Here is a 5,504-nt window from a genome sequence, read left to right as displayed (position 1 = left end):
GTCCACGACCACGGTGACTACGACCTGGAGTGCGACACCAGCGCGGCAAGCCCACGTGAATGTGCACAGCGGATCAAGGGGTTTCTCCCGCACCGTCCCAGCCCCACCGCCTTTACCCGCCTCCGCCGACGCCACCTGACTGCCGGCCGGGAACCACTGACGGCGTGAGGCATGCCTACTCGGCCGTTGGTTCGCTCGTGGCCGGCACCTGAGCCCCCGGGGCTGATCCTTACGGGCAAGAGCCTGTTCATGAAGATCCACATCTGCGGCTGGAGTACTAGAGACCTTTGACGATGACGGCCTGGTGCTCAGGCACCGGGGCGCCTGCATGAGCCAAAGCACGATGGTTGTCACCAAGGCAGGTGTGTTGTCACCGGGGCCACCTGGTGGCGAGTGCTGAGCAGAGACCTGGACCGCGGTGCAGTCTCAGCTGTCCACCCCGGCTTCCCACTTGCGTCGGCGCAGCATGTGGTCGCTGAAGAGGTGTCGGCTCCGGTCGAGCAGTTCACCCACCTCTGCGTCGCCGCGCCGCCCGTCCGGGGACGGATGCCAGCGCTGCACTGCTTGCGCGGCCCAGGTGCGCAGCTTCACATCGGGGTCCTCGAGCAGACCGACCGCCGCTCGTAGCGCCACGATGCCGCCGTGCGCGTCGAGTAGCCGGAACGCCCCGACGCGGACGTGCCGCGGCCGCTCGGAGCTGGTGCGCTCCAGTAGCCAGTCGGCGGGCAGCTCCTTGGCCGAGGGCAGCAGGGCGGCGGCGGTCTCGCGGACGACCTCGGCGGCAGGGTCGTCGAGGAGCGGCCGCATCTGCTTCGCATCCGCGCAGTCCAGCGCCCGCAACCCTGCTACCGCTCGCGCCCGTACCCCGGCCGCCGGGTGCGCGAGCAGCGGCTGCAGCAGCCCGGCGTCCGCGCGGTTCCCGCACTCGGCCAGCCCGATGACCGCACCGGGCGGCAACTCGGGGTCGTTAGGTGCCGTGCACCGCTCCCGGTACCAGGCCACCGGGTCACCACCCTGCTGCCGTACGACATACCGGGCACAAGCACGCACGAGCGCGGAGCGGTCGCTGAGAAACGGCTCCGCCTGCTTCGATCGCCCTGCCCGTCTCAGCGCGGTGACGCCGGCCGAACGGACACGCGGGTTGCGTGCGGACAGCAGTGGAGGCAGCACACCTTCGTGAACATCCTCATGCCCCAGAGCCGTGAGCGCCGCTGTGGCACACAGGTCCTGGACCACGGTGTCCTGGTCCCCGGCGGCCGCGCGGGCCAGCTCAGCGGGACGGAGCAGTCGGCCCTCGATGGCCAGCCGGTACGCGAACCGCCGAACGATGCGGTCGGGGTCAGCGAAGAGAACAGCGAGCTGCCCGTGGGATGCCTCGCGCAGAATCTGCCTGAGCACATCGACGCCGAAGGCGCCTCTGTCGCGGTGGCCGACGCGGAGGATGAGCGGCGCGAGGTCGAGGGCCGAGTCCACGTTCAGGGCCTCGCACAGCAGCCGCCGCGCGTGCTCGCGCACCGGGCCGGCCCAGTCGGCGCAACGGATCACGACCAACGGCAGCAGACCGGGGTACCGGACCGACTGACGCACCGCCTCCTGACGGATCCGCCCGTCGCGGTGGCAGAGAGCGAGTGCGAGCCGGGACTCGCCGAGCTGAGTCAGGTCGGCTGGCAGTGGGGCGGAGTGCTCCCACCCCGGCAGGAACTGCGGGCGGTGCCAGGCCACCTCACGCACTCCTGCGTCCAGCGCGAGCCAGTCAGCGGGGTCGGCGACATCAAGCGTGCTGTGAAGCGGCGCACCACCCGCGAGCCGCGTTGCTGCCGCTGTCCCGTCCTCGATGTCCTCAAGCATTCCCGCCCCTCCAGCAGTCGTATCAGGTGATCGTAGGAGGCGGGGTTCGCGTAGGGCGCGGGAAATATGGCCCGTGATCGCCGAGGGCCGCCGCTCGGCGCCCTGCTCACCAGAAGCCGAACGCGGTGACATCGCCCCTGCTTCGCTTGCCGCTGGTGACAGGTAGCGCGCCGTATCGGTGACAACCACCATGCTTTGCCCTATTGAAGCCGCAGGCCAGCGGATGCCAATGGTGACAACTGCCGTGCTTCGGCACACCGCAGCCTGAGCGCCGAAGAGTCAAGCCGCACCGCCTAGAGGTCAAACTCGAGGTGTTCGACGTCGGTGACTCCACCTCTAGGCCGTGGGCGCGGCGGCCTCCGTCGCGGAAGTACACCTCGCCGAGGCTTTCGGCGGCGATGTCGCGCAGCTGCTGTTCGCCGGCGCCTGCATCCTTCGCGTCGAAGAGGCGGGCCGCGTACTGGGGCGGCAGGGCGAGGGTGAGCTGCGCGGTCGCGGCGAGCTTCTCCCGCAACTGCTCGATCCCGGTCCACACGTCCCGCAGCCGGGACTCCACCAGGCCGTCGGTGTACAGCAGCAGGGTCGCCCCGGCGGGCGCGTCCAGCTCCACCGCCTCGAAGTCCACCCCGCCCACACCGATCGGAGCGCCCGCGGGCACCCGCAGCACCTCCGCCCGGCGGCCAGGATGTTGCGCGCCGCGTTCACGTCGCGGTCATGCACAGTGCCGCAGTCGCACGTCCACTCACGGACGTTCAGCGGCATCTTCGCCGCGGCCGTGCCGCAGGCCCCGCACAGCTTGGAGCTGGGGAACCAGCGGTCGATCAACACGAGTTCGCGCCCATGCCAGGCACACTTGTACTCCAGCATGGAGCGCAGTTCCGTCCACGACGCGTCACTGATCGCTCGCGCGAGCGAGTGGTTCTTCAGCAGGTTGCGGACGGTGAGGTCCTCGATCACGACCGTTTGGTTCTTACGGACGAGACGAGTCGACAGCTTGTGCAGGAAGTCGCGGCGCCGGTCGGCGATCCGCGCGTGCACGCGGGCGACCTTGCGGCGGGCCTTCTCTCGGTTGGCCGAGCCTTTAGCCTTGCGCGACAGCTTTCGCTGCGCCTTCGCGAGGCGGGCGCGGTCACGGCGCTCGTACCTCGGGGTGGTGATCTTCTCCCCGGTGGACAGCGTCACCAGGGATGTGATGCCGGCGTCGATGCCGACGGCCGCCGTGGTGGCGGGCGCGGAAATGATGGTGTCCTTGCACAGCAGGGACACGAACCAGCGGCCCGCCGCATCGCGGGAGACCGTCACCGTCGTCGGCTCCGCGTGCAGAACCCGCCGGGACACGGACGCCGCCAGGCGCTTCTTCCGCAGGCTGCTGAAGAGGACCGGTGCGGTGCCGCGGTGGTCGTCACCGACAAGCCGCATTCCTACGGCGCCGCCCACCGCGAGGTCATGCCCTCGGTCGAGCACCACTGTCACAAGGGCCTGAACAACCGGGCCGAGAACAGCCACCAGCCCACCCGGTAACGCGAACACGCCATGAAAGGCTTTCGCAGCACCGGCGGGGCGCGGCGGTTCCTGGCCGCGTTCAGCGGCATCTCACCCCACTTCAGACCCCGCCGCCACCTGATGACCGCATATGGCTACCGTGCCGAGATGACCGTCCGCTTCGCCATCTGGGACCAGGTCACCGGCGTCGTCGGCCGGCCCGCCGAGGCCTGAGCCCGGAACCCGGCTCCACCACACACGACACGCCGACAGGCACTCGCACACCCAACAACGTGACAGCGCCAGCAGGTGACCGATACGGCCAGGCCCGCTCCGATACGTGCACGCGCCACGCAGCGGACGGTGGTTGCTTCCACTGGCGTCCCTCCATTCCTACCGAAGACGTCAGCGTGTACGTGCGGTGGACTTCTGCGCATTGCCGGTGTCCGGCGATCTTCGGGGGCCGTGACCGACGGGCGACTTCAGCACCATTGATGCATAACGGCGCGCAGCCCGGGAGGCGTTGTGTTGTCTGGTCATGCCCATCGTCCGGGAGTACCCGCGCTCCCTGTTCGCGGATCTGACTGGCCGGGTGCCGGAACCAGCTACGCGCTCTGGGGCAGGAGACCGGCGTCGATGGCCTCAGCGATCAGGGTGGCGCCGCGGCTGTTCTGGTGGATGTGGTCGGTCGTGAGTACGAGGTTTCGGCGCCGCGAGATCGTGTCGAGGCTGCGGCGCAGCACGGCGTGTTGGACGAGGACGCCGAGGCCCGCTGCGGGGGGGGCACCTCCTGGTAGGGAATCGGCGGTGGGTCCACTTGGCGCAGTTCCTCGATCTGGCTTTCGTGGAGTGGAAGGTAAGTCACCTTGTTGGTGGCGGCGACTTCGGCGATCATCCGGCTGTACCGCTGCGATGCCTGTGCCGCTGCTCCGTCGAGTTGTTGGCCGAGTACCGGTAGCGACAGCAGGCCGATCGTCGCGTCGGTCTCCGCTCGCAGTCGTTCGACGACGACTTCCAGGCACTGCTGGAACCAGCCGGCTGACGGGCGTTCGAGGAGCTGTTTGCGTTTCATGGCCTTATCGACGCGGTAGCCGGCAAGGCTCGCTCGGGCGTCGTTGGTCCCGATCAACACGGTGATCACGTCGGGCGGGTTCGCGATGACGGCGTCGAGGCGCTGCAAGAGGTTGTAGGCGAAGTCGCCGTTGGCGCCGAAGCGGACAAGCTGCAGATCACCGGGAGGGTGGCGTCGTCCGAGGAGGTCCAGGTAGTCGACGCTGAACTGTGCGCGGGTGAGGCTGTCGCCGAGGCACGTGATGCGTGTCGTCACGGCGCTTCCTCCGGGCTGGGCGTGCCGACACGTTCGGTCGGGCGGGTGTCGGTCCGAGGACGGTGGTCGGTGCCGAGGGTCGCAGTGATGGCCAGGACGGACGTCGGCCCCTCCGTGTCGACCACGTGCCATACCCCGGCCGGGTTGATGGTGGCCTCGCCCGGCCCGAGCAGAACGTGGTCGGGCGCCCCGTCCACGTCGCGGGTGACCGTCACGGACCCGCTGAGACAAACGACCAGTTCGTCGCCTGCAGGGTGGCTCTCCCCATGGTCACCGAGCCCGTCGCCGTCGAAGATCATCACCATCCGGGCCTCGGCGCCGTCTGCCGTGACCGCGGCGCTGTAGGCCTGGAGCACCTCCGGGTCCCAGGCGAAGCCCTCCACTGGTTTCGCTCTCGATCCCAGCCCAAGGTGCACGGGGGTGGTCCGCAGGTCCATGGCATTGCGTTCGTGGTTGACGAGTCTCATGCCGACGATCGTCCACGACAGCGATCGGGCGGTCTTGAAGAAAAGGGAAGAGAGGCCGACACGAAGGGCAGACGGTTACTGAGATTATCGGCGTGATGTCGTGAGGCTGACAAGTGATGGTTGTCACGGTATGCCGGAAGTATGAGGTATCCGCAAGGAGGCGGCCCGACCGCCGAGCGGCGGGCGTTTCGCGAACGCATCCGCATGGAGGCGGCCGGGATGTTCGCCGAGGGACAGGACAACGCGACGGTGGCGAAGGGGCTGCGGGTCAGCGTGCGCTCGGTGCAGCGCTGGCGCCGTTCCTGGCAGGAAGGCGGCCGGCAGACGCTGCACTCCAAGGGATCGGCCGCCCGTCCCAAGCTGAACGAGGCCCTGTTCGC

Annotated in this window: 3 protein-coding genes and 5 pseudogenes; 3 read left to right on the top strand and 5 right to left on the bottom strand. The window is 68.9% G+C overall.

The genetic code is table 11. The features are described 5' to 3' along the window. A pseudogene (locus ACFY3N_RS36560) lies at window positions 1-168 on the top strand (chloramphenicol phosphotransferase); the annotation flags it as partial. A gap of 258 nt (window positions 169-426) precedes the next feature. Here the strand turns inward: ACFY3N_RS36560 and ACFY3N_RS36555 are convergent. The 3 genes and pseudogenes from ACFY3N_RS36555 to ACFY3N_RS36545 form a co-directional block, all read right to left on the bottom strand. Continuing rightward, the gene (locus tag ACFY3N_RS36555) at window positions 427-1,848 is read right to left on the bottom strand and encodes a hypothetical protein (protein WP_390821082.1); all 1,422 of its coding nucleotides are present in this window, start codon (window positions 1,846-1,848) and stop codon (window positions 427-429) included. Between the two features lie 478 nt (window positions 1,849-2,326). Next, window positions 2,327-2,536: pseudogene (locus tag ACFY3N_RS36550) on the bottom strand (SpoIIE family protein phosphatase); the annotation flags it as partial. After that, window positions 2,517-3,165, bottom strand: a pseudogene (locus tag ACFY3N_RS36545) (RNA-guided endonuclease TnpB family protein); the annotation flags it as partial. The pseudogenes ACFY3N_RS36545 and ACFY3N_RS36550, both read right to left, overlap by 20 nt. A 4-nt stretch (window positions 3,166-3,169) precedes the next feature. Here ACFY3N_RS36545 and ACFY3N_RS36540 point away from each other — a divergent pair. Continuing rightward, a pseudogene (locus ACFY3N_RS36540) lies at window positions 3,170-3,564 on the top strand (DDE-type integrase/transposase/recombinase); the annotation flags it as partial. A 371-nt stretch (window positions 3,565-3,935) separates the two neighbouring features. On the opposite strand, the pseudogene ACFY3N_RS36535 reads toward ACFY3N_RS36540, so the two are convergent. Beyond that, a pseudogene (locus ACFY3N_RS36535) lies at window positions 3,936-4,657 on the bottom strand (SGNH/GDSL hydrolase family protein). Beyond that, the gene (locus ACFY3N_RS36530; protein WP_390821081.1) at window positions 4,654-5,124 is read right to left on the bottom strand and encodes a cupin domain-containing protein; all 471 of its coding nucleotides are present in this window, start codon (window positions 5,122-5,124) and stop codon (window positions 4,654-4,656) included. The pseudogene ACFY3N_RS36535 and the gene ACFY3N_RS36530 overlap by 4 nt, the downstream one beginning before the upstream one ends. Before the next feature lie 141 nt (window positions 5,125-5,265). Between ACFY3N_RS36530 and ACFY3N_RS36525 the strand changes: the two genes are divergently transcribed. After that, a partial coding sequence (locus tag ACFY3N_RS36525; protein WP_390821080.1) for a helix-turn-helix domain-containing protein occupies window positions 5,266-5,504 on the top strand: 239 nt, incomplete at its 3' end.

It is taken from the genome of Streptomyces sp. NPDC000348, from assembly GCF_042898795.1.
Lineage (GTDB): Bacteria > Actinomycetota > Actinomycetes > Streptomycetales > Streptomycetaceae > Streptomyces.
The sequence above is the reverse complement of the archived record's forward strand: the minus strand, read 5'-3'. Positions and strand labels throughout refer to the sequence as shown.